The sequence below is a fragment of the Limnohabitans sp. TS-CS-82 genome (assembly GCF_002943475.1).
The window spans coordinates 57111-81639 of record NZ_PTQX01000019.1; the positions used below are offsets into that span (position 1 = coordinate 57111).

The 24529-nt window shown below is 55.7% G+C and carries 32 protein-coding genes; 22 read left to right on the forward strand and 10 right to left on the reverse strand.

The features are described from left to right. Positions 1 to 86 precede the first annotated feature (86 nt). Genes C5F52_RS26515 through C5F52_RS26530 form a run of 4 tightly spaced genes read right to left on the reverse strand, consistent with a single transcriptional unit; the run spans position 87 to position 3174 of the window. Complete coding sequence (locus tag C5F52_RS26515) at positions 87 to 440, reverse strand: DUF6172 family protein (protein ID WP_104801379.1); 354 nt, start codon at positions 438 to 440, stop codon at positions 87 to 89. Between the two features lie 51 nt (positions 441 to 491). Then, positions 492 to 938 carry a hypothetical protein gene (locus tag C5F52_RS26520; RefSeq protein ID WP_104801380.1) on the reverse strand — a complete coding sequence of 149 codons (447 nt, stop codon included), beginning with the start codon at positions 936 to 938 and terminating at the stop codon, positions 492 to 494. After that, the gene (gene hemL / locus C5F52_RS26525) at positions 935 to 2230 is read right to left on the reverse strand and encodes a glutamate-1-semialdehyde 2,1-aminomutase (RefSeq protein WP_104801381.1); all 1296 of its coding nucleotides are present in this window, start codon (positions 2228 to 2230) and stop codon (positions 935 to 937) included. The genes C5F52_RS26520 and hemL overlap by 4 nt, the downstream gene beginning before the upstream one ends. An 11-nt stretch (positions 2231 to 2241) precedes the next feature. Next, entirely contained in the window at positions 2242 to 3174 is a 933-nt protein-coding gene (locus C5F52_RS26530; protein WP_104801382.1) for a bifunctional hydroxymethylpyrimidine kinase/phosphomethylpyrimidine kinase, read from the reverse strand. Between the two features lie 15 nt (positions 3175 to 3189). Between C5F52_RS26530 and C5F52_RS26535 the strand changes: the two genes are divergently transcribed. Both C5F52_RS26535 and C5F52_RS26540 read left to right on the forward strand, forming a co-directional pair. Then, positions 3190 to 3393 carry a rubredoxin gene (locus C5F52_RS26535; protein WP_104801383.1) on the forward strand — a complete coding sequence of 68 codons (204 nt, stop codon included), beginning with the start codon at positions 3190 to 3192 and terminating at the stop codon, positions 3391 to 3393. 5 nt (positions 3394 to 3398) lie between these two features. Continuing rightward, positions 3399 to 4046 (forward strand): hypothetical protein, encoded by a 648-nt coding sequence (locus tag C5F52_RS26540; RefSeq protein WP_104801384.1) that lies wholly within the window; start codon positions 3399 to 3401, stop codon positions 4044 to 4046. A gap of 82 nt (positions 4047 to 4128) precedes the next feature. Here the strand turns inward: C5F52_RS26540 and C5F52_RS26545 are convergent, their stop codons facing one another. After that, the gene (locus tag C5F52_RS26545) at positions 4129 to 5571 is read right to left on the reverse strand and encodes a deoxyribodipyrimidine photo-lyase (RefSeq protein ID WP_236658018.1); all 1443 of its coding nucleotides are present in this window, start codon (positions 5569 to 5571) and stop codon (positions 4129 to 4131) included. 67 nt (positions 5572 to 5638) lie between these two features. Between C5F52_RS26545 and C5F52_RS26550 the strand changes: the two genes are divergently transcribed. The 10 genes from C5F52_RS26550 to C5F52_RS26595 all read left to right on the forward strand — a co-directional run bounded on the left by C5F52_RS26550 (position 5639) and on the right by C5F52_RS26595 (position 13394). Then, the gene (locus C5F52_RS26550) at positions 5639 to 6358 is read left to right on the forward strand and encodes a YqgE/AlgH family protein (protein ID WP_104801386.1); all 720 of its coding nucleotides are present in this window, start codon (positions 5639 to 5641) and stop codon (positions 6356 to 6358) included. Next, positions 6355 to 6813, forward strand: a complete 459-nt coding sequence (ruvX, locus tag C5F52_RS26555; RefSeq protein ID WP_104801387.1) for a Holliday junction resolvase RuvX — start codon at positions 6355 to 6357, stop codon at positions 6811 to 6813. Before C5F52_RS26550 ends, ruvX begins: the two co-directional genes overlap by 4 nt. Continuing rightward, a complete protein-coding gene (pyrR, locus tag C5F52_RS26560; protein WP_104801388.1) occupies positions 6810 to 7313 on the forward strand; it encodes a bifunctional pyr operon transcriptional regulator/uracil phosphoribosyltransferase PyrR in 504 nt (167 codons plus the stop codon). The genes ruvX and pyrR overlap by 4 nt, the downstream gene beginning before the upstream one ends. A gap of 6 nt (positions 7314 to 7319) precedes the next feature. Further along, positions 7320 to 8282, forward strand: coding sequence for an aspartate carbamoyltransferase catalytic subunit (locus C5F52_RS26565; RefSeq protein ID WP_104801389.1), 963 nt, complete (start codon positions 7320 to 7322; stop codon positions 8280 to 8282). After that, complete coding sequence (locus C5F52_RS26570; protein ID WP_104801390.1) at positions 8279 to 9595, forward strand: dihydroorotase; 1317 nt, start codon at positions 8279 to 8281, stop codon at positions 9593 to 9595. The genes C5F52_RS26565 and C5F52_RS26570 overlap by 4 nt, the downstream gene beginning before the upstream one ends. Next, positions 9595 to 10326, forward strand: a complete 732-nt coding sequence (locus C5F52_RS26575; protein WP_104801391.1) for a 1-acyl-sn-glycerol-3-phosphate acyltransferase — start codon at positions 9595 to 9597, stop codon at positions 10324 to 10326. Before C5F52_RS26570 ends, C5F52_RS26575 begins: the two co-directional genes overlap by 1 nt. A 147-nt stretch (positions 10327 to 10473) precedes the next feature. Continuing rightward, complete coding sequence (locus tag C5F52_RS26580) at positions 10474 to 10761, forward strand: metalloregulator ArsR/SmtB family transcription factor (RefSeq protein ID WP_104801433.1); 288 nt, start codon at positions 10474 to 10476, stop codon at positions 10759 to 10761. 7 nt (positions 10762 to 10768) lie between these two features. Then, positions 10769 to 12346 carry a sensor histidine kinase gene (locus tag C5F52_RS26585; protein WP_161499773.1) on the forward strand — a complete coding sequence of 526 codons (1578 nt, stop codon included), beginning with the start codon at positions 10769 to 10771 and terminating at the stop codon, positions 12344 to 12346. Beyond that, positions 12339 to 12932, forward strand: a complete 594-nt coding sequence (locus tag C5F52_RS26590) for a response regulator transcription factor (RefSeq protein ID WP_104801393.1) — start codon at positions 12339 to 12341, stop codon at positions 12930 to 12932. Before C5F52_RS26585 ends, C5F52_RS26590 begins: the two co-directional genes overlap by 8 nt. Before the next feature lie 78 nt (positions 12933 to 13010). Next, positions 13011 to 13394 (forward strand): MarR family transcriptional regulator, encoded by a 384-nt coding sequence (locus tag C5F52_RS26595; RefSeq protein ID WP_104801394.1) that lies wholly within the window; start codon positions 13011 to 13013, stop codon positions 13392 to 13394. A gap of 11 nt (positions 13395 to 13405) precedes the next feature. On the opposite strand, the gene C5F52_RS26600 is transcribed toward C5F52_RS26595, so the two are convergent. The 5 genes from C5F52_RS26600 to C5F52_RS26620 form a co-directional block, all read right to left on the reverse strand. Then, positions 13406 to 13627 (reverse strand): hypothetical protein, encoded by a 222-nt coding sequence (locus C5F52_RS26600; RefSeq protein WP_161499774.1) that lies wholly within the window; start codon positions 13625 to 13627, stop codon positions 13406 to 13408. Positions 13628 to 13754: 127 nt separating this feature from the next. After that, the gene (locus C5F52_RS26605) at positions 13755 to 14186 is read right to left on the reverse strand and encodes a DsrE family protein (RefSeq protein WP_104801396.1); all 432 of its coding nucleotides are present in this window, start codon (positions 14184 to 14186) and stop codon (positions 13755 to 13757) included. Between the two features lie 8 nt (positions 14187 to 14194). Continuing rightward, complete coding sequence (locus tag C5F52_RS26610; RefSeq protein WP_104801397.1) at positions 14195 to 15481, reverse strand: NAD(P)/FAD-dependent oxidoreductase; 1287 nt, start codon at positions 15479 to 15481, stop codon at positions 14195 to 14197. A gap of 13 nt (positions 15482 to 15494) precedes the next feature. Then, positions 15495 to 15830 carry a c-type cytochrome gene (locus tag C5F52_RS26615; RefSeq protein ID WP_236658019.1) on the reverse strand — a complete coding sequence of 112 codons (336 nt, stop codon included), beginning with the start codon at positions 15828 to 15830 and terminating at the stop codon, positions 15495 to 15497. Between the two features lie 146 nt (positions 15831 to 15976). Continuing rightward, on the reverse strand, positions 15977 to 17053 hold the full coding sequence (locus tag C5F52_RS26620) for a YeeE/YedE family protein (protein ID WP_104801398.1): 1077 nt from the start codon (positions 17051 to 17053) through the stop codon (positions 15977 to 15979). 170 nt (positions 17054 to 17223) lie between these two features. Here C5F52_RS26620 and C5F52_RS26625 point away from each other — a divergent pair, with 170 nt between their 5' ends. The 10 genes from C5F52_RS26625 to soxX all read left to right on the forward strand — a co-directional run bounded on the left by C5F52_RS26625 (position 17224) and on the right by soxX (position 24485). Continuing rightward, entirely contained in the window at positions 17224 to 18141 is a 918-nt protein-coding gene (locus C5F52_RS26625; RefSeq protein WP_236658023.1) for an MBL fold metallo-hydrolase, read from the forward strand. Further along, the gene (locus C5F52_RS26630; protein ID WP_236658020.1) at positions 18141 to 18626 is read left to right on the forward strand and encodes a thioredoxin fold domain-containing protein; all 486 of its coding nucleotides are present in this window, start codon (positions 18141 to 18143) and stop codon (positions 18624 to 18626) included. The genes C5F52_RS26625 and C5F52_RS26630 overlap by 1 nt, the downstream gene beginning before the upstream one ends. Next, entirely contained in the window at positions 18623 to 19327 is a 705-nt protein-coding gene (locus tag C5F52_RS26635; protein WP_104801400.1) for a Crp/Fnr family transcriptional regulator, read from the forward strand. Before C5F52_RS26630 ends, C5F52_RS26635 begins: the two co-directional genes overlap by 4 nt. Positions 19328 to 19341: 14 nt before the next feature. Then, positions 19342 to 19656: a hypothetical protein gene (locus tag C5F52_RS26640; RefSeq protein WP_201747097.1), complete on the forward strand. Its 315-nt coding sequence runs from the start codon at positions 19342 to 19344 to the stop codon at positions 19654 to 19656. 96 nt (positions 19657 to 19752) lie between these two features. Next, positions 19753 to 21123, forward strand: a complete 1371-nt coding sequence (gene soxC / locus C5F52_RS26645) for a sulfite dehydrogenase (protein ID WP_236658021.1) — start codon at positions 19753 to 19755, stop codon at positions 21121 to 21123. Next, on the forward strand, positions 21107 to 22180 hold the full coding sequence (locus C5F52_RS26650) for a c-type cytochrome (RefSeq protein WP_104801401.1): 1074 nt from the start codon (positions 21107 to 21109) through the stop codon (positions 22178 to 22180). The genes soxC and C5F52_RS26650 overlap by 17 nt, the downstream gene beginning before the upstream one ends. A gap of 26 nt (positions 22181 to 22206) precedes the next feature. Then, positions 22207 to 22662 (forward strand): thiosulfate oxidation carrier protein SoxY, encoded by a 456-nt coding sequence (gene soxY / locus C5F52_RS26655; protein WP_104801402.1) that lies wholly within the window; start codon positions 22207 to 22209, stop codon positions 22660 to 22662. Positions 22663 to 22686: 24 nt separating this feature from the next. Beyond that, positions 22687 to 22998, forward strand: a complete 312-nt coding sequence (soxZ, locus tag C5F52_RS26660) for a thiosulfate oxidation carrier complex protein SoxZ (RefSeq protein ID WP_199220168.1) — start codon at positions 22687 to 22689, stop codon at positions 22996 to 22998. A gap of 26 nt (positions 22999 to 23024) precedes the next feature. Continuing rightward, a complete protein-coding gene (soxA, locus tag C5F52_RS26665; RefSeq protein ID WP_104801403.1) occupies positions 23025 to 23819 on the forward strand; it encodes a sulfur oxidation c-type cytochrome SoxA in 795 nt (264 codons plus the stop codon). Positions 23820 to 23831: 12 nt separating this feature from the next. Further along, positions 23832 to 24485: a sulfur oxidation c-type cytochrome SoxX gene (gene soxX, locus C5F52_RS26670; protein ID WP_104801404.1), complete on the forward strand. Its 654-nt coding sequence runs from the start codon at positions 23832 to 23834 to the stop codon at positions 24483 to 24485. The last annotated feature ends 44 nt before the right edge of the window (positions 24486 to 24529 follow it).

Here is a 24529-nt window from a genome sequence, read left to right on the forward strand (position 1 = left end):
GAGCTTTTGAACGAGCGAAAAAAAGCCACCTGAGAAGGTGGCTTTTTTGTGGTGGCTTGCCAATCAACGCAAGCATCCATCCATGATCAATCGTTGTTGTCATCATCCAAGCCGTCAAAGGCGTGGCGCTCTTGATGTTCCAGCGCTTCGCTGGCAGGGCGCTTGGTGCGCACGCCGGGCTTGGCCAGCAGCTCCACATAAAACTGTGTGGCTTGATTCGCCACAGCGTTGTCGATGCAGGTGATGACGTTGGCCAAGTGCACCACTTCGGCGGCTTCTTCGGTCAAGCCAAATTTGCAATCGAAGTCCCAGAAGTCTGCGCCTTCGGGTACATCGCGACGGCGCTCTCGCTTGAGGTATTTGCGAATGTCGTGCTTGATGGCTTCAAGCAAACGCTCTGGGTGTTTGCCTTCGACTTGGAGCTGGAATGTTTTTTTCATGAAAGTCCTTGTGGGGAAATGCGCCCGGGAAGGACGAGAGAAGAAAACGCCTTACGGCGCGATGTTGAATTTGAGTTGAAAGGCAATAGCGCTGTTGACGTTGTCGCTGACTTTGGGAATCAAGCTGATGTTCAAGCCGACGCGTCGACCTTCGATGGCCATGGTGGGCACCACTGCTGGAAACCAGCCACCGTTGCGCATTTTGGGATAGCCATCAAAGGCTCCTACTGCAGCGCCTGCTTTGAGCGCACCGACTTTGAATGGCATGACATACGCACCCACGTAATGCGAGGTGGCGCGGTTGCTGTTTTCAAACACACCCGCTGTGAGTGAGTAAGTGCTGCTGATGGTGGCCTCTACGCCAAAGCCCGTGTTGCTGTTGTTCAGGTTTTTTGATTTGTCGAAATGGTGCGAATAAAAACCTGGGTTGATCCAAATGTCAGCCAGCGCTGCAGGCGCAGCGGCCACAACGGCTAAGGCGAGCAAAAGTTTTTTCATAGCTGTGCAAACACTTCAGCGGCTACGGCCACAGTTTGTGCAATATCAGCTTCAGTGTGTGCTGCGCTCACAAAGCCTGCTTCGTACAACGCAGGTGCGATGTACACACCACGGTCGAGCAAGCCATGGAAGAGCTTGTTGAACTTGGGGCTGTCGCTGGTCATGACCTTGGCGTAGTTTTGTGGCAATTCGGGCAACAAGAAGAAACCAAACATGCCACCTTGGCAGTCGCCACTGAATGGCACGCCTGCTTTCGCCGCGGCTGCGGTAAGGCCATCAACCAAGCTTTGTGTGCGCGCACCCAATGCTTCGTAAAAACCAGGCTTGGCAATTTCGCGCAAGGTGGCCAAGCCGCAAGCGGTGGCCACCGGGTTGCCGCTGAGGGTGCCTGCTTGGTACACAGGGCCAGCAGGTGCCAGCTGCTGCATGATGGCGCGCGGGCCACCAAACGCGGCCAACGGCATACCGCCGCCAATGACTTTGCCCAGCACGGTCACGTCGGGCTTGAAGCCAGGAATGAGTTTGGCGTACACGCTTTGGGCGCTGCCCAACGCGACGCGGAAACCGGTCATCACTTCGTCAAACACAAACAGTGCGCCGTACTCGGTGCACAGCTCGCGGCAGCGTTTCATGAATGGGACTGATGCACGCACAAAGTTCATATTGCCGGCGATGGGTTCAATCATCACGCAGGCCAGTTCTTTGCCGTGCAGGGCAAATGCTTCTTCGAGTTGGGGGATGTTGTTGTACTCCAGCACCAAGGTGTCGCGCACAACTTCTGGTGGCACGCCTGCGCTGGTGGGGTTGCCAAAGGTGGCGAGACCAGAGCCTGCTTTGACCAACAGCGCATCAGCGTGGCCGTGGTAGCAGCCTTCAAACTTGATGAACTTGTTGCGGCCCGTTGCGCCGCGTGCCAAGCGCAAGGCGCTCATGCCCGCTTCGGTGCCCGAGCTGACCAAGCGCACCATTTCCATAGAAGGCACATGCTTCAAAATTTCTTCAGCCAGTTCAATCTCGCGCTCGGTGGGGGCGCCAAATGAGAAACCATCTAAGGCAGCCTTTTGAACAGCCTCCAGCACCGTCGCGTTGCCGTGGCCCAAAATCATGGGGCCCCAAGAGCCGATGTAGTCGATGTACTTTTGGCCATTGGCATCCCAAAAGTAAGCGCCTTGTGCGCGTTGCACAAAGCGGGGTGTGCCGCCCACGGCGCGAAACGCGCGCACAGGCGAGTTCACGCCACCGGGGATGACTTTGGCAGCGCGGTCAAACAGGGTTTGGTTCAAATCGGTCATGGTCTTTGGTATCAATGTTTGGTTTCGTGGCGTGGCAGCGAGAAGTCTTCTGCGGTAGCTGGCAGACCATCTGTTTCTTCGCCTTCTTCATCTTCTTCGGCCCAAAACATGCGGTCAGGCACGATGCGGCCCATGCCAGGCCGAAAGCCGTTGTTGAGGCTTTGGTCGAGGTAGTTCAGCGCTTCGCGGGTGGCCAGCTCTAGGTCGGTGCCTGCGGCCAACACGGCCGCCAGCGTGATGCTGAGGGTGTCGCCCGCGCCCGAGAACACGGCGTCAAAGCGTTCAAAGCGTTCGCTCACCATCACGGTGTGGGCGGTGGCCAAGGCGTTTTCAATGTGTTGGTCGGGGTGGTTGATGCCCGTCACCAACACATAGGGCACGCCCACTTCGGCGGCGGCGCGTGCAATGTCCCGTGGGCTGGGGCTTTTCTCGTTGCTCCAGTCGGGCAACAGCCAGCGCCACAAGGTGTTGTGGTTGCCCACCAGCACGGTGGTTTGGGGCAGTATGAGTTCGCGAAAGGCGTCTAAGTAAGCGTCAATCTTTTCGTCTTCCCACCACGAGAGGTTGGGCATGTATGCGATGACGGGCACTTCGGCATAGTCGGTGCTGATTGCGGCAATCACGCTCAGGTTGTCTGGGTTGCCGCAAAAACCTACTTTGATGATTTGCACGCTCATGTCTTCCAGCACGCTGCGGGCTTGTTCGGCCACGGCGTCGTCGTCAAAGGCGATGTGGTCAAAAATTTCAGCCGTGTCGCGCATGTAGGCGCCCGTCACCACGGGCAGCGCGTGGGCGCCCACAGAACCGGCAGCCAAAACGTCAGCTGACAAGCCACCCGCACCGCTGGGGTCGTTGGCGTTGAACACCAGCACGCACGGGGGCGCGCCACTGGTCTCGTCAGACAAGGCAATTTCGGTGGAGAGAGGGGTGTTTTCTGGCGCCATGAGTGGGTCGATACAATGCTTTTCATTCTATGCGTTGACGAAAGAAATACTGTGGCTAATACCTGGATGTGTCTGATTTGTGGATGGATTTACGACGAAGAGGCTGGTGCACCCGAACACGGCATTGCTGCTGGCACCGCGTGGGCCGATGTGCCCATGAACTGGACCTGTCCAGAATGCGGCGCACGCAAAGAAGATTTTGAAATGGTGCAAATCTAATCACCATGGACGTTCGTGCGCAGTTTGAAAGCCATGTGTTGGCCTTGCTGCGCCAGCGCCCAGCGGTGGATACGCATGCGGCCAGACAGTTGGAGCTGCTGTGTCAGCGTCAGCTAGACGCTGAGACCATGCCCGGCTGGCGCACTTTTTGGTCGCTGGCCACCCATTTTTTTGAAGGCCTGCGCTTGGCCCCCAACCGCAGCATTGAAGAGTCCGAGGCCAGTGCCGCCTCGCAGGTGCTGAGTGGTTTGCAGCTGCGCGAGCAGTTCAACGAGCATGACAAACCCATCGACGACAGCTTGCAAGTCATTAACCATCTGCTGTTTTTAGAGCAGGCCGATGTGATTTCGCAGCGCTTGGTCAGCATCCTCAACGATTGGTCAGAGTCTCCTGAGTCCGACATGCCCGTCGAGGTGCAACTGGATGTGCAAACCATGGCTCAGCTCGCGCTAGATGTGCAGCTGACTGCGGTGCAACAAGTGGCCGATTCATTGGCGGTGCAACTGGCCCGCCTGCGCGCCAAGCGCGTGGCCGACGACATCAAAACCAGCCTGAGCGGCGCCCAAGAGGTGAGTCGCTTGCTGCAGCACTTTGCAGTGGGCAGCATGCGCGAGCCGCAGGCGCAAGTATTGGCAGCCCTCAAAGGCGAATAGGCTTTGATCTACTGCGACTAAAGAGAGTGACAGCGCTTACGCGCTGTCGGGGCGATTAGCCTTTGATCTCCTGCTTCGCTCCTTATTTCACCTTTTTCACGACTGCATACCGCTCCAGCGTGTGCGCACGCGCCTCGGCGTGATCGACGATGGGCCTTGGGTAATCGCGCCCCAGCACCAACCCCGCTTCTTCTAATTCCAAAGGTTTGGCCAACCACGGCGCGTGGATGGCTTTGTTGTTGAGCTTCGCCAGCGCGGGCACATAGCGGCGAATGAACTTACCTTCGGGGTCAAACTTTTCGCTTTGGTTGGTGGGGTTGAAGATGCGGAAGTAGGGCTGTGCATCGCAGCCGCTGGAGCTGGCCCACTGCCAGCCGCCGTTGTTGGCAGCGAGGTCAAAGTCATTCAGGTGCTCGGCAAAGTAGCGCTCGCCCCAGCGCCAATCAATGCCAAGGTCTTTGGTCAAGAAGCTCGCCACCACCATGCGCAGGCGGTTGTGCATGTAGCCGGTTTGGTTGATTTGCGCCATCGCTGCGTCCACCAACGGGTAACCGGTGCGGCCTTCGCACCAGGCGGCAAACAGCTCTTTGGCATGTTTGTGGTGATCCCACTTGATGTCGTTGTATTCGGGCTTGAACGCCCCCGTCACCACACGCGGGTGGTGGTGCAAGATTTGGTGATAAAAATCGCGCCACACCAGCTCGGATAGCCAAATCTCTGCACCGGTTGAGCCCACCAACATGCGCTTGTAGGCGGTGGATGCCAGTTGGCGAATCGACACGGTGCCAAAGCGCAAATGCACGCCCAAGTAGCTGGGGCCTTTGATGGCGGGGAAGTTACGGGTTTCGTCGTACTTGTCCATGCGGTCAAAGAAATCTTCAAACAGGGCCAAGCCGCCGGGACTGCCGGTGGGCACGTGGAGGCTGCTGAGGTTGGTGGCTTCAAAGCCAATGTCGGCCAAGCTAGGCACGGGCACTTGGTAGGCCTTGGGCCGCGCTGCCAAGGCTTTGATGTATTTGCCCACGGGGTAGGACTTCAAATAAAAGTCGTTCACCTTTTGCAGCCATGCGTTTTTGTAGGGCGTGAACACGCCGTAGGGCTTGCCCATTTGGGTCAGCACCTCGCTGCGCTCAAAAATCACATGGTCTTTGAAGGTTTGAAAACCAATACCAAAGTTGGCTAAGCCGCCACGCACTTGGGCATCGCGGGTCAATGCATCTGGCTCGTCGTCGTGGTTGGCAAACACCTCTTGCACGCCCAGTTCGTGGGCGAGGCGTGGCACTTCGTCAGCCGCTACGGCGTGGCGCACGATCAGGCCCGCACCGGCTTGGCCTGCCACAGCATGCAGCTCGGCGTCCAGCGCCACCAGCGACTCGCGGATGAACTCCACGCGGCGGTCCGCGCGGGGCAGGCTGTCCAAAATGGCCTTGTCAAACACGAACACGCAATGGACTTGCTTGCAGCTTTTGAGCGCGTGAAACAGCGCTGCGTTGTCAAAGGCGCGCAGGTCGCGTCGAAACCACATCAGACCTTTGTCGACGTGAGGTGAATGAGGCGAGAGCTTAGGCATGTTCACCCTTTAAAATTGGCATATGACCGCTGATTCTCTCTCCATCAACCTGACGCATCATTTTTTGATTGCAATGCCCAGTTTGGAGGATGAGATTTTTGCCAAAAGTGTGGTCTATGTGTGCGAGCACAGCGAACGCGGGGCGATGGGATTGGTCATCAACAAACCTGGCGAGTTGTCGATGAAAGAGTTGTTTGAAAAAGTCGACCTGCCTTTGCATCGCCAAGACCTGATGAATGCCCCTGTGTTGCAAGGTGGCCCCGTGCACACCGAGCGCGGCTTTGTGTTGCACGATGCCTTGTGGAGTCATGAGGTGCAGCATGTAGGCGAGGCTGTAGCAGTGACGCCACCGGCCACCGCTCCAGAGGCTGCGCAACAAGAGGCAAATAAAGCTGCCACCGAAGCCGCCCAAGAAGCCGCAGCTTTGAGCGCCGTGAGCGACAAAGCATCTGTCTACGCCTCCACCATGACCATCCTCGATGGCCTGGAGATGACCACTTCCAAAGACGTGCTCGAAGCTTTGTCGATTGGCGCTGGCCCCAAACGCGTGCTGATTTCTCTGGGCTATTCAGCTTGGGGTGAAGGTCAGCTGGAGTCGGAGTTGGCTGAAAACAGTTGGCTGACTGTGGGCGCCGACATGGCGGTGATTTTTGACACACCCGTGGAGCAGCGCTACGCACGTGCCATGAAGCTGCTGGGCCTCGAGCCTTGGATGTTGTCCAACGAAGTGGGGCACTCATGACCGCAGCGCTGGATGTGACCACACAAGCGGCAGCACCTTTGGTCTCTGCACCAAAGCCAGCTGTACCAGCGCACTTTCAATCTTTCCTCGCGTTTGACTTCGGTGTCAAACGCACCGGCGTGGCCTATGGCAGCCGCATGCTGCGCGAAGCCCAACCGCAAGCCACGGTCAATGCCGAAGGCGATGCACGCTGGGCCCTTATCACCAAACGCATTGCCGAGTGGCAGCCCGACGCACTGGTGGTGGGTGTGCCATATCACCCTGACGGTGCGGCGCACGAGAACACGGCCAAGGCCAAAAAATTTGCACGCCAACTCAACGGCCGCTTCAACCTGCCTGTGTTTGAAGTGGACGAGCGTTACAGCACCACCGAAGCAAAAGCCCAAGGCGCCAAAGATGCAGACGCTGCATCGGCTTGCATCATCCTCAATCAATTTTTTCGAGAGAACTTATGAGTACCCACGGAAACCTCATGCTGGATGCGGAGAGCTTGTACAAAGAGCTGCTCAAAGGTGTGCGCAGCATGCTCACAGCAAATACGCGTTTGGTGGGCATCACCTCGGGTGGTGCTTGGTTGGCTGCACGTTTGCAAAAGGACTTGAAGCTCGAAGGCGAGGCCGGCAGCATTTCATCCGCCATGCACCGTGACGACTTTGCACAACGCGGCCTAGCCGATGGCGGCCAAACCAAGTTGCCGTTTGAAGTGAACGGCGCACACCTCATCGTGCTCGACGACGTTCTGTACACCGGCCGCACCATTCGAGCCGTGCTCAATGAGTTGTTTGACTACGGCCGTCCTGCCCATGTGCAGCTGGCTGTGCTGGTCGACCGGGGTGGCCGCGAGCTGCCCATTCAGGCCGACTACGCGGCAGCCCGCGTGGCGCTGCCCGCCACCCAATCGCTGGCGCTGACCAAAGATGACAACGGCCAATTTAATTTCTCAGTGAAGGGCTAATTCAAAGTGCTTTACAAACGCAACCCCCAACTCAATAAAAACGGCGAGCTGATTCACCTGCTTTCCACTGAAGGTTTGTCGCGCAATATCTTGACGCACATCCTCGACACCGCAGCCAACTTCGTCTCGGTCAACGACCGCGAAGTGAAGAAGGTGCCACTCTTGCGTGGCAAGAGCGTGTTCAACTTGTTCTTCGAGAACAGCACACGCACACGCACCACGTTCGAGATCGCAGCCACGCGTTTGTCGGCAGACGTGTTCAACCTGGACATCGCGCGTTCATCCGCAGCCAAAGGCGAGTCGTTGCTCGACACCATCGCCAACCTGAGCGCGATGGCTGCCGACATTTTTGTGGTGCGCCACAGCGAGTCGGGTGCGCCTTACCTGATTGCCGAACACGTCGCGCCCCATGTGCACGTGGTCAACGCTGGTGACGGTCGTCACGCACACCCCACACAGGGTTTGCTGGACATGTACACCATCCGTCATTACAAAGGCGACTTTGCCAACCTCACGGTGGCCATCGTGGGCGACGTGTTGCACTCACGTGTGGCGCGCTCTGACATTCACGCGCTCACCACACTCGGCTGTGCCGAAGTGCGCGTGGTCGGCCCCAAGACCTTGGTGCCTAGCGACTTGTCCGCCATGGGTGTGCGGGTGTTTAACAACCTTGAAGAAGGCATCAAGGGCTGCGATGTGATCATCATGCTGCGCTTACAAAACGAACGCATGAGCGGCGCATTGTTGCCCTCGAGCCAAGAGTATTTCAAATCGTTTGGCCTCACGCAAGAAAAGTTGCAACTGGCCAAACCCGACGCCATCGTGATGCACCCGGGCCCCATCAACAGAGGTGTGGAGATTGAATCTGCCGTGGTCGATGGCCCGCAAAGTGTCATCTTGTCGCAGGTGACGTTTGGTATTGCTGTACGTATGGCCGTGATGTCGATCGTGGCGGGGAATGAAGCATGAACATCCTGATTCAAAACGGTCGCGTGATCGACCCAGCCTCTGGCTTTGACCACACTGCCGATGTCGCGGTGGCCGATGGCCACATCGTAGCCATCGCTAAGACGGGCGAGAAATTGCCCACGAACTTCAAAGCTGAACAAACCATCGATGCCAAGGGCTGCATCGTCGCCCCCGGCTTGGTGGACTTGCAAGTGCGTTTGCGCGAACCCGGCTACGAACACGAAGGCATGCTGGCTTCCGAGCTCATGGCCGCTGTGGCCGGTGGTGTGACCAGCCTCGTGTGCCCACCCGACACCGACCCCGTGTTGGACGAGCCAGGCTTGATTGAAATGCTCAAGTTCCGCGCCGAGAAACTGCACCGCGCACGCGTGTTCCCGCTGGGCGCGCTCACCCGCGGTTTGAAGGGCGAAGTGCTGACCGAAATGTCAGACCTCACCGATGCAGGCTGCGTGGGCTTTAGCCAAGCCGAAGTGCCGTTGGAAAACACCCAAGTGTTGCAACGCGCTTTGCAATACGCGGCTACCTTTGGCTACACCGTGTGGCTGCGCCCGCAAGAAGTGCATTTGGGCAAAGGCGTTGCAGCCAGCGGCCCGCTCGCCACCCGTTTGGGTTTGGGCGGCGTGCCAGTGGCCGCAGAGACTATTGCCTTGCACACCATCTTTGCGCTGATGCGCAGTACCAAAGCCCGTGTGCACCTGTGTCGCATCTCTAGCGCTGAAGGCGTCGAGTTGGTGCGTGCTGCTAAGAAAGAAGGCTTGGCAGTCACAGCTGACGTGAGCATCAACTCACTGCACCTGAGCGACCACGACATTGGCTACTTCGACAGCCGCGCACGCGTGACGCCTGTGCTGCGCCAACAGCGCGACCGCGAAGCTTTGCGTGCCGCATTGGCCGATGGCACCCTGGATGCCTTGGTGTCTGACCACACACCGGTCGACAACGATGGCAAGGCCCTGCCATTTGCCGAAGCCGAGTCTGGCGCGACGGGCTTGGAGCTGTTGCTCAGCCTCTCACTCAAGTGGGCGCAAGACAGCAAGGTCAGCGTGTTGCGTGCGCTCGATGTGCTGACCGCACAGCCCGCCAAAGTGTTGGGCAAAGTGCAAGGTCAAAGCACCAGCTTGGGCCAGTTGCATGTGGGCGGCGTGGCCGACCTCGTGGTGTTTGACCCCACGGTCGAATGGCACGTCACACCCGATGCACTGCACAGCCAAGGCAAGCACACACCGTTTGCGTTTGACATGACGGGCATGTCTTTGCCCGCGCGCGTCAAAGCAACCTTGGTGGCGGGCCGCGTGGCTTACCAAGCGGCTTGATGCGCAGCTTGCACGCCAGTGCCAAGTTCCTGCGTGTCATCGTGCAGGTCTTGTGTGGCTATTGGATGGTGCGCACCGCATTCCCCAAACTCAGCGACGAGCAACAAGCCCGCGCGGTCGAGGTGTGGGCGCGTGGCATGTTGGCCATCATTGGCATTGAAGTGCGTGTCAAAGGTCATCCAGCGCAGGGCCCTGTGTTGATGGCGGCCAACCATATTTCGTGGCTCGACATCTTGGTGATGCACGCCGCTTGCCATTGCCGCTTTGTGGCGAAGTCTGAAATCCGCGATTGGCCTTTGGTGGGCGCGCTCACCACAGGCGGTGGCTCGCTCTACATCGAGCGTGGCTCACGTAACGATGCCATGCGCGTGGTGCACCAAATGGCTCGTGCTTTGTGTGAAGGCCAAGTGTTAGCGGTTTTCCCAGAGGGCGTAACGGGCGACGGCATCACGGTGTTGCCGTTTCATGCCAATTTGTTGCAAGCCGCCATTTCTGCCGAAGCACCGATTCAACCCGTGGCGCTGCAGTTCATGGATGCACACACGCAAGAACGCAGCTTGGCCCCTTGCTACCACGACCATGACACCTTGATCAGCTCGTTGTGGCGCACGCTGTGTGCGCCACCTTTGGTTGCGCAAGTGCGCTATGGTGACAAGCAAAACGCCGATGGTCGCAACCGCCGCGAGTGGGCGCAAAGCTTGCAAACTTCAGTCGCTGATTTGTGCAAGTGATATCCTTTTAAACCTATGGCAACCAAAAAGACCACCCCATCCCCCGTCAAAGCAAAAACGATCACCCAAGCTGTGGCCGCCAAAACAGTGAAGACCTCTGCGAAGGCGTCGAAAAAAGCTGTCACCGAAGGCGCAGATTTGGATGTGATGTTTGATTTGGCTGCCGAGACCTTTCGTGTCATGTCAGCGCCTATGCGTTTGAAAATCATCAACTGCTTGTGCAACGAAGAAAAAAACGTGGGGCAGTTGCTTGAAGAAATCGACACCACGCAACCCAATATGTCGCAGCACTTGAACACCTTGTTCAAAGCCAAAATTTTGGGACGTCGCCGCGAAGGGGTGCAAATTTATTACCGCATCATCAATGAGCGCGTCGTCACGCTGTGCCGTGCGGTGTGTACGCAAATCGCCATTGACAGCGATTTGTCACATTGAACATGGGATGCTGAACCTCAAAAAAATCGCCATCGCGCTGGTTTTTTCGTGCTTGTTTTTTGCGGTTGACAAGCTCAGCTACATCCACCCCATTGGTGACCTGAACATCACGCCGTGGAACCCTCCTGCGGCGCTGGAGGTGTTGTTTCTTTTTTGGGCTGGCAATTCATGGATGACATGGGTTTATCTCACGTTGTGCCTGTCTGACAGTTTGGTTCGTGGCACTTTGTTTTTGTCACCTGCCATGGTGCTGGGCAATGCGGTGTTGGTGACCTGCTACGCGGCGATCGCTTTCACGTTGCGATGGGCGTTGGCAGAGCGCACGGCGCTGCGCAATCGGCATGATGCTTTCGTGTTGGGCAGTGTGATTCTTGGTGGCGCCTTGCTCACTGCCATGGCGTATGTGGGCACGCAGACTTGGATTGGTGTGTTGTCACCGCATGATTTCTTAGGCGCGGTGCACCGCTTCTTCATTGGTGATTTGTTGGGCTTGATGGTGTTGTTGCCGTTATTTTTTGTCGCGGCTGACAAGCGACGTCATGCGCAATACCTGCACATGTTTCGCAGTGTTTTGTTTTGGGCGCTCATGCTGGGCTTGGCCATTTGTTTGTGGCTGATTTTTACATTGCCCATTGAAGACCAGATGAAGTATTTCTTCTCGCTGTTCTTTGTGTTGGGTTTGATTGCTGCGACGTATTCGCTGCCGGGTGCCACGTTGGTCGCAGCGCTCATTCAGTTGCCTTTGGTGTTCTCTGCCACGCGCGTGGGTGTGCAACCGGCTGATTTGATGGACATGCAAATTGTCATGCTCAGTTTGTCATTGACGGGGCTCATCATTGGCACAGTGGTGGATGAACGCTTGCGCACAGAAGAGCGCTTGCGTGACAGTTTGCAACTGGTGGCGGCGGGTGAGTTGGCTGGGTCCTTGGCGCATGAGCTGCACCAACCCATGAGTGCTTTGAGTGCTTATGCGGAATCGGCGCTCATGCTGACCGAGTTGCAAAAAGAAAAAATGACAGATGCACAGCAAACGCAACTTGTCACCATGCTGCGCAATGTGGTGAATGAGGCCTTGCGTGCGACAGACATTGTGCGGGGCTTGCGCAGTTATTTCATTTCGGGCGCATCGTCTTTGCAAGACACCTCAGTCAGGCACTTGGTGGATGAGTGCGTGGCGCGTTTCGCCCAAAAAGCGGCCAAGGCAGAGGTTGCTTTGGTGACGGCCTACACACACCGTGAAGACCATGTGTTGGTAGACCGTGTACAGATCAGCACCGCTTTGGGTAATTTGCTGAAGAATGCCATTGATGCCTCGCCCTCTGGGGGGCAAGTCACGGTACACATCAGTGCAGATGAAAAGCAGATGCTGAGCATCCGTGTGATCGACCACGGTGCCTTGTTAGATGCCGATGCGGCTGACCAAGTGTTCAGGCCCTTTTATTCAAAGAAAAAAGATGGCTTGGGTTTGGGTTTGTCGGTGAGTCGCTCATTGGTTGAAAATAACGGGGGTGTGTTGCGTTACCAAGCGCACCCTGAGAAATGTTTTCAAATCCTTCTTCCCCTTGGAGATTGCGTCGATGAATGAGAGCCGTTTGGTTTGTATCGTGGACGACGATGCGTCTGTGCGCGATTCCTTGTCCATCATGCTCGGGCTCAAAGAGTTTGATTGCCGTACCTACGAAAGCAGTGAGGCTTTTCTCAGCGCTGCGCCTGATAAGCCTTGCTGCTTGGTTTTGGATTTGAATATGGCTGGCATGAGTGGGCTGGATTTGCAGGAGAAGTTAGGCGGTCTGCCTCACTCTGTCGAGGTGATTTTCCTCACGGCCTTTGCTGATGTGGATGTGATGCGCCGCGCCTTTTTGAATCAAGCGGTGGACTTTCTTGAAAAACCGGTCGTCATGCCGGTGTTGCTTGACGCCATTGAACGTGCGTTTGAGCGGCTCAAATCTAATGCGGTGGCGACCGTTCGAATCCAGTCGTTTGAAACGCTGACGCCTCGTGAGCGTGAAGTGATGACGGCGATTGCCCAAGGCATGACACATCGCGAGGCGGGTGCTTTGCTGGGTATCAGCCCACGCACGGTGGAAGTGCACAAAGGACGCGTGATGGAGAAACTAGGTGCCAAGACATTGGCCGAGCTGGTTCGCATGAACATCGAGCGTGCCCATTAATTCTTTTGGGTGTACGGCCTAGCCCGTACGTGGCTTATCGAATTTTCAAAATTGCGAATTGTTTCTACAGTCATCTCTATGACTGATCCGCAACAAGGTGCAAAGCTTGCACCTGTCAAACTCAAATATTTAGATTTTTTATTGGCCGTGCACAAGGCTCGGTTATCGGATCAAAAACCTTTGTTGATTCCACCCGATGAGCAAAGGTTGCTTGAAATCATTGCGGTTCGATATGCGATGCATCAGCCTTTATCCATGATGCAAGCCCTGGAATTGCGAGACGAACTGTTCCTCAGCCCGTCTGCGGTGAGCCGAAAAATTGACAACTTGCGAGATGCTGAATTGATCCGTGTGGTTGTCGACACGGTCGACCGCCGTGTGAAATTCATTGAGCCAGCAGAGAAAGCGCTGGCACATTTTGAATATTTGGGAACATTGATGCCTCTATCTACCGTGGGTTGATTCACCTCGCCTCAGGTATAAAGCGAAATCATCAGCACGGTGAAAACGACCAATAAGAAGATGAAAAATCCAGCCACATCTTTGTAGTACATCTGCTGCTCGTTGATGGGGTCTTCTTGAGTTCTTGTTGGGCGTGCAAGCGCTTGTTGCTTCTTTTTCTTCACGAGAACTTGTGTCACAACGGGTGTCATGTAAGGCTTTCTTTGGTGTGGAACAAATGCACGAGTTTGCACATGCCTCACTGTAGAAAAAATCACAGCATTTGAAAATTCGATGACTCACGTACGGGCAACACCGTATATCTGAGCTTGAAATGAAAAGAGCCGCGAATGCGGCTCTTTGGATGGACGCATCAGGGCCTTAAGGCTTGAGATACACGTGACCTTCTTTGGCTTGCAAGCGGGCGACTTCAGCCACGCCCGAGGGAACAATCTTGGCATCCATCGACACTTTGTTGGCGTCAATGTTGCGTGAGGTCAACGTGTTGTTACACACGCGAAATTGCACACCTTTGCCAGACAAGTCAGACACCATGCCGCTGAACTCGCGGCCTTTGTTGTCTTTGGCGCCATCCAACAAAAAGTCGATGCCCGGGCCATGTGTGACCACCACAATTTTGGCTGTGGCGTCTGCGTTCAAGTGGTTGCGCACATTGCCCAAGATGGCAGCAGCGGTGTCCACGCCGGTGTTGACGTGGTAGACCACTTTGATGTCTTGTGCTAGCACCGAGCCAAAGCTCAATGCCAGCAACAAAGTAGCGAAAGTGTGGGAGAGGTATTTAAAGATGTTCATGAAATTTCTCACATCAAGCTGTCGGCCCAAATGTTTTGCGCCCAGTTCCACGCGTAAATACCTTCCAGCTCGTTAGGTGCTGAGGACACACCGCCCGAACCTGGCACGGTTTTGTAGGTCTTGTCTTTGGCGTCGTATTGGTGAACCGATGCCACGTGCACCACCAACTTGTCGTTCACAAAGCTGTAGCAAGTGTTGCTGAGGAATGGTGCTGGGTTGACAGGCATATCGGACAACTGCGCCACGATGGCCGCGGCTGTGACCTTGCCATGCGAGTTGGCCATGTGACCCGACTTGGGCATGAGCGGGGCCAGCATGATGGAGTCGCCGATGACGTGAATGTCTTTGGCTTGCGTGGACTCAAAGGTTTGGTAGTGCACACCGCACCAGCGTGCGTTGACGTTGGCCAGGCTTGATTGCACGGCAATACCACCGGCGCGCATGGCAGGCAACACGTTGAGCACATTGGCTTTGACATCGTTTTGCACATCAAACTTCAAGGTGTTGGTCTTGGCATCCACCGCCACGACTTTGTGCTGTGGCATGTATTCCAAGATGCCCTTGTAGTTGTCAGCCCAGAACTTCTTGAACAGCGGACCTTTGGATGTGACGTCTTGGTTGGCATCCAAGATCAGCACTTTGGATTTTGGTTTGTGTTGTTTGAAGTAATGGGCCACTTGGCTGGCTCGTTCGTACGGGCCGGGTGGGCAGCGGTAGGGCGCTTCAGGAATGGTGATGGCATACACGCCGCCGTCGTCCATTGACTCCAGTTGCTTGCGCAGGGCCAAGGTTTCTGGGCCACCTTTCCAAGCTTGCAAAATTTGGCCTGAGGCTTGCGCTTCTTTCAGCCCTTCGATGGTGTTGAACATCAAGTCAATGCCAGGAGACATGACGAGTTTGTCGTAACGAATGCTGGGGCCACTGGCCAAGGTGACTGTCTTTTTGAGGGGATCCACACTGGCCACATAGTCACGCACGATGTTGACACCGTGTTTGCCAGAGAGCTTGTCGTAGGGCGTGGTGATGTCAGCCATGGTCTTGCTGCCACCAATCACCAAGTTGGAGATGGGGCAGGACACAAACGCACCACTGGGTTCAATCATGGTGACATCGATTTGGTAGTTCGACAGCATGCGTACGTATTTGGCAGCTGTTGCGCCACCGTAGCCGCCGCCCACCACAACCACGCGTGCTTTTTCGGGCACGCGGCCCACCGATGCGCAACCGACCATGCTGCCCAGTGCGCCAAAAGAACCAAGAGCCATAGAGGCTTGAACAAAACTGCGACGTTTCATGATGAATCCTTGATCAGCGCTTGGTAGCAGCGTAGTAATTGGCGATGGTGTCGATTTGGGCATCGGTCAGGCCTTTGGTGATTTGGTGCATCACTGTGGCAGGACGTGTACCTTCTTTGAAGGCTTTCATTTGCAACACCATGTAGTCTTTGGGCATGCCAGCCAACGAGGGAATGGCTGAGCCTTCGATGGTGCGGCCTTCGGTGCCATGGCAGTTGGCACACATGGCAGCGGTGGCGCGGTTGTGCAGCTGCGTGGCTTTGTCTTGGGCGTGTGATGCGACGCTTGTAGCCAGCATCAAGGCTGTGGCAGCCAGCAGACGCAGCAAGTGGGGAGATGTTGTTTTCATCGAAACCTCGTTGAGCGAATTAAATTAATCAGTGATCGGTAATATATCCAGAATGGCAAAACGCCATCACGGGGTTAACCCAGTGATGGCGTTTGGCCAGTACGCTGAAAACTATAACGTAAGAATTCGAATCAATCAGTCACCACTCAAGGTTGCACCAACGTGGGTGCGCTCGCTGGCGGCGGATCCATCCATCGGTCAACCAAGCCTGCGCCCATCCACATGCCCATCAAGGCTAGCCAAGCGGTCAGCGCAAAAATGGCGCCACCCGTCACGCCAGCACCGACCGCGCAACCGCCAGCCAGCATGGCACCAAAACCCATGAAGATGGCACCCACGATGTAGCGGCGCATGGCATAGCCGTCTTTGAATCCTTCGAGTTTGAGCTCTTTGCCCAACCACGCCGCAAAGAATGAGCCCAAGAAAACACCCGGTAACAAACCAAAGTCAAAGCCAATTGCCGGGGGATTGGGGGCCAGCACGCGCATGAGCCACTCGGCAGATGGGCCGCTGAAGGTGATGCCTTGAATGTGTACCACTTCAAACGAGGCTTTAGACACGCTGTACGAAAACCACCAAGCCATGGCCACGCTCAAGCCGGTGCCAATGCCGCCTATCCACATCCATGCCCGCTGCGTGGTGCGTGTGGTGAAGTACAGCGCCGCCAACAACCAAACGCACCCGATGACCAAGCCTGCGGTGTGGCTCAGACCGAGCATGGCTAGCAGGTCACGACTGCTGCCGCCCTCCACCGTCCAAAGGTTGGTGATCTCTTGACGCAAGGGCGAAAGTGCGCCTGACAGCGCTGACTGCGCCGTGACGGCAAATACCAAGCCCGATAGCAAAGCACGCAAGTTGCCGTTGGCTGACAAGATGAGCAAACGGCTGGCACACCCACGCGTCATGATCATGCCTGCACCAAACAACAAGCCGCCAACCAGTGCGCCGGACAAGCTGCCCCGTGTGGCCAGCTGACGTGCTGTGCTGACATCCAGGTTGCCTAAAACAATCAGGCTTTGAATGGCAATGACTGCGGCAGAAAAAGTGAGCAACCAAACCGAGAGTTTTTCGCCAAATTGATGGTGCCAAAACTCCACAACCGCCGCACGCAGGCAAAACTTAGAGCGCTGGGCAAAAAAACCAAACAACAGGCCAATGACCCAGCCGCCAACGGCTAAGACAACGGATTCACCATAAGTTTCATTCAGTGCAGTGAGATTCATATGATTTAGTCTACGCTTATATTTGGACTATGCTAAGTGCTCTGGTTGAGGCGATGCTTGACGTATGTCAAACCCTAGACTGGCTTGCTGTTTGAGGAGAAGTGATTGTGAAACTGGCTTTTGTGCGCCAACTTTGCGTGAGTTGGTTTTGTGGCTGCTTAAGTCTTGCCATGTCGGTGCAAGCGCAAACATCTGCGCCTGCTGTTGCGGTGGCCAAACCTTTGATGCAAGCCAAGCAAGTCGTGCCCAACGTCTATTACGTCCAAGGCGTGTCAGAGATGGGGTCGTCGGCGAATCAAAACTTCATCTCCAATGCGGGCTTCGTGGTCACGCCCGCAGGCGTGGTGGTGATCGATGCCTTGGGTTCGCCTGAGTTGGCACGTCGCTTGGTGGCTGAAATTGCCAAAGTCACACGCAAGCCGATTCACACCGTGGTGTTGACCCACTACCACGCTGACCATATTTATGGTTTACAAGTGTTCAAAGATTTGGGGGCTCGCATCGTGGCGCACGGTGCCGCGCGTGAGTACCTCACATCAGACACAGCGCGTTTGCGTTTGGAGAGTTCGCGTCAAGAGCTCTGGCCTTGGGTGGATGAGAAGACACGCTTGGTGCCTGCGGATGAGTGGCTGAGCGGCCCTCAAGTTTTGACCGTGGGTGGTGTGCGCTTTGACATCCAGCCCGTTGGCCCTTCACACACCGCCGAAGACTTGGTGGTGTATTTGCCGCAGCAAAAAGTTTTGTTTGCTGGCGACTTGGTGTTTCGTAACCGCATTCCATTTGTGGGCCAAGCCGACAGCCGCCACTGGATAGAGGCCATGCAGAGTTTGCTCAAGTTTGACGCGCGTTGGGTGGTGCCAGGCCATGGCCCGATCTCTAACGATCCCAAGGGCGATATGACCCTCACGCGCGACTACTTGTTGTACTTGCGTGAGGTCATGGGGCGCGCTGCCAAGGACATGGAACCCTTCGAAAGTGCCTACGCGAACACGGATTGGTCGAAGTTCGAGAAAATGCCTCTTTTCAAATCGGCCAACCGCATGAACGCTTACAACACGTATTTGTTGATGGAACAAGAAGCCAAGTGATGCGCGCCACACATTTTCCTCGTCGCCAGGTCTTGCAAGGTCTGGCCTTGTGTATGGCGGGCATGACCACGTGGGATGCGATGGCGGCACCAGTTGCTTTGCCCACGACTGATTCATTGCAGGCTTCGTTGCCACAAGCGCTGCAGGCCAAACAGCCTTTGGTGGTGATGGTCAGTTTGCACGGCTGTCCGTTTTGCAAAGTGGTGCGTGAAAACTATTTGCACCCTTTGCTCGCATCAGGTTTGCAGGTCGTGCAAGTGGACATGCGTGACAACCGCGCTTTGATTGATTTCGACGGCACGCCACTCACGCAGGATGCGTGGGTGCGCAAGCAAGGCATCAAGCTGGCGCCTACGGTGTTGTTCTTTGGTGCTCAAGGGCGTGAGGTGGCGACGCGTTTGAAGGGCGCATACCTGCCCGATTTCTACGGCGCTTACTTGGATGAGCAGTTGGCTGTGGCTCGTCGTGTGGTGACTGGTAGATGATCCCCATTCAAACCGAATCAGCTTGGCGGGGCACCTCGGATTGCCGTAATTGCGGTATCCGCGATATGGTGTTGTTCGCTGATTTGAACGAACAAGACTTCAACCTCATCCACGCGCCCATTGACGACTTGGTGTATCAACCGGGTCAAGCTTTATATGAAGCATCAGACCAAGCGCTTGGTGTGTTCACGTTGCGCAAGGGGCTGATCAAGCTGGTACGCGTCACGGCAGATGGCCGAGAGCGCGTGGTGCGTGTGTTGTTTCCGGGTGATGTGGTGGGCCTTGAAGCTTTGGCGACGGGTCGTTATGACAGCCAAGCTGTTGCATTGAGCGAGGTGTCGCTGTGTCGTATCCCATTGGAGGTGGTGCATCAATTGGGCGCTAACAGTCCGCGCTTGCATCGCAAATTGATGGAGAAATGGCAAAGTGCTCTGAAGTTGGCGGATGATTGGTTGGCCGAGCTTAATTTTGGCAGCGCGCGCCAACGCGTGTTGCACTTCATTCGCAAAATGCATGAAGTGTCAGAAGATGGCTCAGCCACCTTGTTTGGTCGAGACGACATGGGTGCCATGATGGATCTCAAGCTTGAAACCGTCAGCCGCGAAGTGACCGCCTTGGTGCGTGCCGGCGTGATGACGCCGCTCGACAAACTGGGCCGACATTACCAAGTGTTGCAACCTGAGCTTTTGCAAGAAAAGTAACGAGGAGAGATGTCATGAGAAAGTTTTTGTTCTTGATTTTTTTGACAGCTGCAGGTACGGCCAACGCACAGCAGCACCCAATCTTCAAAGATGCAGACCTCAAAGCGGGCGAAAAGCTGATTGCCGAAAACCAATGCAACGAATGCCACATTCGACGCGTGGGCGGCAATGGCAGTGCCATCTATAACCCCAAAGGCCGCATCAACACGGCGGGTGCCTTGCGTGGCATGGTCGAGTACTGCAACACCGAGCTCAACTTGGGATTTTTCCCTGAAGATACCAATGCGGTGGCAGCCGTCCTGAACAAACAGCATTACAAATTTCGTTGAGCTAATTCGGTTTATGGCGTAAACCCGATGGATGCCCTATCAGAGATGATTTATATTAGCGGGTATTGATATACAACTGATGTGGAAGGACTGTCTGTGAAAACACCAGATGGCACTCAATCGGGTCGCATTCAAAAAGCGCCCGAAAATTTTTTAGACCGTGACGGCATTCGTACCGTCATTGCCGAGAGCAAGACGGGCCGGCGCAACTTCATTCGCAGCGCATTTGCTGCTGCGGCTGCAGGTGCAGCGGCACCGATGGCGTTGGCTCAGGGCAACCCTGTGCCAACAGAGGGCGGTGACCTAAACATCTTGAACCTGCCCGAGCACGCCACAGGCTTGGGCCAAGGCGTGGCCGCCAACAACGGCTACGGCGTACCTTCAAAGTTCGAGTCCAACGTGCAACGTCGTCAAAGCCCAGGCTTGACACAAACCACGCAAGCTTCGGTGTCATTTGCACCGTTGCAGTCGTTGTTCGGCATCGTCACGCCAAGCGGTTTGCACTTTGAGCGTCACCACCAAGGTTGGTGGGACATCGACCCATCCAAGCACCGCTTCATGATCAACGGCATGGTGAAAACACCCAAAGTGTTCACCATGGACGAAATCATGCGTTTACCTTCTGTGTCGCGTTTCCACTTCATCGAGTGCGGTGCGAACACCGCGGTCGAGTGGGGCAACGTGGCGGTGCCCACGGTGCAATACACGCACGGCATGGTGTCGTGCAGCGAGTTCACAGGTGTGCCGCTCATCACATTGCTCCAAATTGCTGGCGCAGATCTGAAGAACGGCAAGTTCGTGTTGGCCGAAGGTGGCGACGGTTCATCCATGACCCGCACCATCCCCATGAGCCTGATCTTGTCAGGTGAAGTGCTGGTGGCTTATGGACAAAACGGCGAAATGCTGCGTCCAGAAAACGGCTACCCATTGCGCTTGATCGTGCCTGGTATCCAAGGTGTGAGCTGGGTCAAGTACCTGCGCCGCATTGAAGTGGGTGACAAGCCTTACGCTGCCAAAGACGAAGCTGTGCATTACATGGACTTGATGCCCGATGGTCAGCACCGTCAGTACACCAACATCCAAGAATGCAAGAGCGTGGTGACCACGCCTTCTGGCGGCCAAGTGTTGCTGGACAAAGGCTTCTACAACATCACTGGCTTGGCTTGGTCGGGCCGCGGCAAGATTCAAAAAGTCGACGTGTCTGTGGACGGTGGTCGCAACTGGCGTCAAGCCCGTTTGGAAACGCCAGTGCTCAGCAAAGCGCTGACACGCTTCAACATCGATTGGGTGTGGGACGGCAAACCCGCCATCATCCAAAGCCGTGCTACGGACGACACGGGTTTCGTGCAACCCACATACAAGCACCTCCGTGCTGCGCGTGGCACACGTTCGATTTATCACAACAACGCCATCCAATCTTGGTTGGTGCAAGAAAACGGCGAGGTCAAGAATGTCCAAGTTTCGTAAAGTCATCTTGACCACAGCTTTGCTGGCTGCTGCTGGTTTTGCCAGCGCACAAAGCACAGCCTACCCAGGCGTGGGTCGTCCAGCGACAACCAAAGAAGTCGCGGCATGGGACATCGATGTGCGCCCTGACTTCAAAGGTTTGCCAGCGGGCTCAGGTTCGGTCGCTCAAGGCCAAGACTTGTGGGAAGCCAAGTGCGCCCACTGTCACGGTGTGTTTGGTGAGTCCAACGAAGTGTTCAGCCCTTTGATTGGCGGCACAACCAAAGACGACATCAAAACCGGCAATGTGGCCAACTTGAAGCGCTCCGATTTCCCAGGCCGCACCACGCTGATGAAAGTGGCCACGGTATCCACACTGTGGGACTACATCAACCGTGCCATGCCTTGGACAGCGCCTAAGTCACTCAAGCCTGACGAGGTGTATGCGGTCACCGCTTACCTGTTGAGCTTGGCCGATGTGGTGCCTGAAAACTTTGTGTTGTCAGACAAAAACATCGCTGAAGTGCAAAAGCGTATGCCTAACCGAAACGGCATGACCACCCAGCATGCGATGTGGTCAGGCAAAGAGTTCAACGGCACTACCAAACCCGACACCGCTAACGTGGCGTGCATGAAAGACTGCATTCCCGAAGCCAAAGTGGCGTCGATGCTGCCCGATTACGCACGTAACGCACACGGCAACTTGGCTGACCAAAATCGTTTGGTGGGACAACAACATGGTGCGAACACAGCAGTGCCTGAAAATAAATCAGCCGCTACGGGTTCCTCAGCCGCGGCCCCTGCTGCGCCTAAACCCGCAGTCAAAGTGGCTGATCCCGCGTTGGCTTTGTTAGGTAAACACAACTGCACGGCCTGTCACGCACAGAACACCAAAGTGGTGGGTCCCAGCTTTTCCGACATAGCCAAAAAGTATCCAGGCAAGGCTGAGTACTTGACAGGCAAAATCAAGGCAGGCGGCGCAGGCGTGTGGGGGCCTATCCCCATGCCTGCACAATCTGCCCCCGAGGCAGACATCAAACTGATTGCCAACTGGCTCGCTGCCGGTGCGGCAAAATAACATCTAAGTATTTTTAGGAGCACTACATGCAAACTCGTCGCGAGACCCTCAAGCACAGCGCCGCTGTGGCAGGCCTCTTGGCCTCTACAGGCCTGTTCCCACACTACGCGCAAGCGTTTGACAAAGCAGCCTTCGACGCCAAAAGCGTGGCCGAAGCCGTCAAAGCCATGGGTGGCGCAGCCCCCGTGGAAAGCAAAGACGTCACCATCACGGGTCCAGACATCGCCGAAAACGGCGCTGTGGTGCCATTGGGTGTGAGCACCAGCTTGGGCAACGTCAAGCGCGTCTTGTTGTTGGTTGAGAAAAACCCATCTGCTTTGATCGCTATGTTCAACGTGTCGCCTGAAGTGGAAGCCAACTTCTCTACACGTGCCAAGATGGGCCAATCGTCTGACGTGTACGCCATTGCGATTACCAACGACGGCAAAGCTTTCTTCGCCAAGAAGGAAGTCAAAGTGACACTCGGCGGCTGCGGCGGCTAATTTAGAAATTTCAGGAGAAACACCATGGCAGATCCAATGCGCATTCGCGCCCAAGCAGCTGGCGATAAAGCAACCATCCGTGTCTTGATGAGCCACGAAATGGAATCCGGTCAACGCAAAGACGGCACCGGAAAAATCATTCCCGCATGGCACATCCAAGACGTGACCGCGACTTTGAACGGCAAAGTTGTGATGACCGCCGAGTGGGGCCCCGCTGTGTCTAAGAACCCTTTCTTGCAGTTCACCATCAAAGGCGCCAAAGCCGGCGACAAAGTGGGCATCACTTGGAAAGACAACAAGGGCGACACACGCTCTGACGAAGCAACCGTTTCGTAATCAACAAGAACGCAGTGGAGACACGAATGAAGAATCTAGTAATCGCTTTAGGGCTCATCGGCTTGTCGGCCGCTGCGTTCGCCCAAAAGTCGTCGACCGACAGCATCGCGGAATACCGCGCCATGTTGCAAGACGGCAACCCTGCTGAGTTGTTTGAAGCCAAAGGTGAAGACCTGTGGAAGCAAAAACGCGGCCCCAAAAAAGCATCGCTTGAAAAATGTGATTTGGGTAAAGGCGCAGGCGTGGTCAAAGGTGCGTGGGTCGAGTTGCCCCGTTACTTCTCGGACACCGGCCGAGTGCAAGACCTTGAGTCACGTTTGGTGACGTGCATGCAAGAGTTGCAAGGCTTCAACGGTGAAGAAATTGCCAAGACACCTTTTGGCCGAGGCGAGCAAAGCAATGTCACCGCATTGGCGACTTGGATTGCTGGCGAATCCAAAGGCATGAAGTTCAACCTCTCACAAAGCCATGTGGAAGAACGCAAGATGTATGAAGTGGGCCAACGCCTGTTCTTCATGCGTGGCGGCACGCATGACTTTGCGTGTGCCACATGCCACAGCCAAGATGACAAACGCATCCGCTTGCAAGACTTGCCCAACCTGACCAAGAACCCAGGCGCTGGCAACGGTTTCGGTGCCTGGCCCGCTTACCGAGTGTCCAACGGTCAAATGTGGGGCGCTCAGTTGCGCTTGAACGACTGTTACCGTCAACAACGTTTCCCTTACCCCTTGTTTGGCAGCGACGCCACCATCGCCTTGGGCGTGTACATGGGTGTGAACGGCAAAGGTGGCGAAGCCATCGCGCCCGCGATCAAACGATAAGGACAACGAAAAATGAACCGCAAATATCAAATCGCTTTGGGCGCTGCCGCTGTGGCCTTGCTGACTGCATGCACCACGCCCATGCCTTCGAGCGCCGATCTCGATAAATTGACTCAAGACGTCTTGGGTCGCTCATTCCGCGATCAAGGCCAAGCCAAACTCGACCGTTTGAACCTCGACGAAGACAACCGCTTGTGCGCCGAAGCCGACCGTACCGGCGTAGCTTTGGATGCCAAAGTGTCTGCCGAGATTGAAGCCCGCAACATGAAAACCATCAAGGCACCTGCCGATGGCAAATACTTGGGCGACTTCAAAGAAGGCGAAAAAGTGGCACAAAGCGGTGCTGGTAAAACTTGGACTGACAAGGCCGACTCGGTCAATGGCGGCAATTGCTACAACTGCCACCAAATCAGCAAGACTGAGTTGTCCTACGGCACCTTGGGCCCAAGCTTGTACAACTACGGCAAGATCCGTGGTGTGACAGATCCCAACAGCGCAGCGGCTAAGCCGATCGTGGAATACACCTGGGGCAAGCTGCAAAACGCGCGTGCTTACAACGCGTGTTCCAACATGCCACGCTTTGCGCATAAAGGCATCTTGACCGAAGTGCAAATCAAACACGTGATGGCGTTGTTGCTCGACCCCGCGTCGCCTGTCAACAAGTAATCTCTAAATGGCCGCAGCATGAGCTTTTCATCTGCGGCTTTTTT

What these genes read in the sequence shown, in the direction of transcription:
- C5F52_RS26515 (WP_104801379.1), bottom strand. Translation starts at nt 440, where the DNA reads ATGAAAAAAACATTCCAGCTCCAAGTCGAAGGCAAACACCCAGAGCGT.
- C5F52_RS26520 (WP_104801380.1), bottom strand. Translation starts at nt 938, where the DNA reads ATGAAAAAACTTTTGCTCGCCTTAGCCGTTGTGGCCGCTGCGCCTGCA.
- hemL (WP_104801381.1), bottom strand. Translation starts at nt 2,230, where the DNA reads ATGACCGATTTGAACCAAACCCTGTTTGACCGCGCTGCCAAAGTCATC.
- C5F52_RS26530 (WP_104801382.1), bottom strand. Translation starts at nt 3,174, where the DNA reads ATGGCGCCAGAAAACACCCCTCTCTCCACCGAAATTGCCTTGTCTGAC.
- C5F52_RS26535 (WP_104801383.1), top strand. Translation starts at nt 3,190, where the DNA reads ATGCTTTTCATTCTATGCGTTGACGAAAGAAATACTGTGGCTAATACC.
- C5F52_RS26540 (WP_104801384.1), top strand. Translation starts at nt 3,399, where the DNA reads ATGGACGTTCGTGCGCAGTTTGAAAGCCATGTGTTGGCCTTGCTGCGC.
- C5F52_RS26545 (WP_236658018.1), bottom strand. Translation starts at nt 5,571, where the DNA reads ATGTGGTTTCGACGCGACCTGCGCGCCTTTGACAACGCAGCGCTGTTT.
- C5F52_RS26550 (WP_104801386.1), top strand. Translation starts at nt 5,639, where the DNA reads ATGACCGCTGATTCTCTCTCCATCAACCTGACGCATCATTTTTTGATT.
- ruvX (WP_104801387.1), top strand. Translation starts at nt 6,355, where the DNA reads ATGACCGCAGCGCTGGATGTGACCACACAAGCGGCAGCACCTTTGGTC.
- pyrR (WP_104801388.1), top strand. Translation starts at nt 6,810, where the DNA reads ATGAGTACCCACGGAAACCTCATGCTGGATGCGGAGAGCTTGTACAAA.
- C5F52_RS26570 (WP_104801390.1), top strand. Translation starts at nt 8,279, where the DNA reads ATGAACATCCTGATTCAAAACGGTCGCGTGATCGACCCAGCCTCTGGC.
- C5F52_RS26575 (WP_104801391.1), top strand. Translation starts at nt 9,595, where the DNA reads ATGCGCAGCTTGCACGCCAGTGCCAAGTTCCTGCGTGTCATCGTGCAG.
- C5F52_RS26580 (WP_104801433.1), top strand. Translation starts at nt 10,474, where the DNA reads ATGTTTGATTTGGCTGCCGAGACCTTTCGTGTCATGTCAGCGCCTATG.
- C5F52_RS26585 (WP_161499773.1), top strand. Translation starts at nt 10,769, where the DNA reads ATGCTGAACCTCAAAAAAATCGCCATCGCGCTGGTTTTTTCGTGCTTG.
- C5F52_RS26590 (WP_104801393.1), top strand. Translation starts at nt 12,339, where the DNA reads ATGAATGAGAGCCGTTTGGTTTGTATCGTGGACGACGATGCGTCTGTG.
- C5F52_RS26595 (WP_104801394.1), top strand. Translation starts at nt 13,011, where the DNA reads ATGACTGATCCGCAACAAGGTGCAAAGCTTGCACCTGTCAAACTCAAA.
- C5F52_RS26605 (WP_104801396.1), bottom strand. Translation starts at nt 14,186, where the DNA reads ATGAACATCTTTAAATACCTCTCCCACACTTTCGCTACTTTGTTGCTG.
- C5F52_RS26610 (WP_104801397.1), bottom strand. Translation starts at nt 15,481, where the DNA reads ATGAAACGTCGCAGTTTTGTTCAAGCCTCTATGGCTCTTGGTTCTTTT.
- C5F52_RS26615 (WP_236658019.1), bottom strand. Translation starts at nt 15,830, where the DNA reads ATGAAAACAACATCTCCCCACTTGCTGCGTCTGCTGGCTGCCACAGCC.
- C5F52_RS26620 (WP_104801398.1), bottom strand. Translation starts at nt 17,053, where the DNA reads ATGAATCTCACTGCACTGAATGAAACTTATGGTGAATCCGTTGTCTTA.
- C5F52_RS26625 (WP_236658023.1), top strand. Translation starts at nt 17,224, where the DNA reads ATGTCGGTGCAAGCGCAAACATCTGCGCCTGCTGTTGCGGTGGCCAAA.
- C5F52_RS26630 (WP_236658020.1), top strand. Translation starts at nt 18,141, where the DNA reads ATGCGCGCCACACATTTTCCTCGTCGCCAGGTCTTGCAAGGTCTGGCC.
- C5F52_RS26635 (WP_104801400.1), top strand. Translation starts at nt 18,623, where the DNA reads ATGATCCCCATTCAAACCGAATCAGCTTGGCGGGGCACCTCGGATTGC.
- C5F52_RS26640 (WP_201747097.1), top strand. Translation starts at nt 19,342, where the DNA reads ATGAGAAAGTTTTTGTTCTTGATTTTTTTGACAGCTGCAGGTACGGCC.
- C5F52_RS26650 (WP_104801401.1), top strand. Translation starts at nt 21,107, where the DNA reads ATGTCCAAGTTTCGTAAAGTCATCTTGACCACAGCTTTGCTGGCTGCT.
- soxY (WP_104801402.1), top strand. Translation starts at nt 22,207, where the DNA reads ATGCAAACTCGTCGCGAGACCCTCAAGCACAGCGCCGCTGTGGCAGGC.
- soxZ (WP_199220168.1), top strand. Translation starts at nt 22,687, where the DNA reads ATGGCAGATCCAATGCGCATTCGCGCCCAAGCAGCTGGCGATAAAGCA.
- soxA (WP_104801403.1), top strand. Translation starts at nt 23,025, where the DNA reads ATGAAGAATCTAGTAATCGCTTTAGGGCTCATCGGCTTGTCGGCCGCT.
- soxX (WP_104801404.1), top strand. Translation starts at nt 23,832, where the DNA reads ATGAACCGCAAATATCAAATCGCTTTGGGCGCTGCCGCTGTGGCCTTG.